The following is a 433-nucleotide window of genomic DNA, read 5'->3' as shown; positions in this document are numbered from 1 at the left end:
GGTTCGTTGTATTTGTGCCAAAACGTGGCATAAGTTGAAAAAAATCCGTTTGCTACCAACATTTTGTCCCTGCGGAATAAAAACATTAAGGAACTTATGGTGCATTGATAATGCGTTGAGCCATTTCAATCTATAATTAATGAGGCTGCAATCACGCGATGTATGAGTACCACAGAACCACCTACGGTGTAAATAATCGCCATTTTCTTGTAATTGGCACGGCGCACATCTGCGCCATATTGCAATAGAGACAAATTGAAGCGAATAGGGAAAGCTGCAGGGTTCTGCGATATCTTCTCTATTTTTTCAAAAATACCATCCAAATAGCGAATCGCGGTCAAAGGTAAACTATATGTTTCTGTTATAGTATAAGATAACTCACACAAATCATCCATTGCTGTTTCTGAAATTTCAACAGAATACGTCATCGTTC

The 433-nt window shown here is 38.6% G+C and carries 1 protein-coding gene; it reads right to left on the bottom strand.

Features of this window, described 5'->3' with window-relative positions; translation table 11 throughout:
• Positions 1 to 125: 125 nt before the first annotated feature.
• Positions 126 to 433, bottom strand: a 308-nt coding sequence (locus tag ASC50_RS04805) for a type II toxin-antitoxin system RelE/ParE family toxin (RefSeq protein WP_056928768.1), incomplete at its 5' end; no start/stop codon positions are given.

The organism is Candidatus Symbiothrix dinenymphae (assembly GCF_001431085.1).
This window is presented reverse-complemented; position numbering and strand designations above follow the sequence as displayed.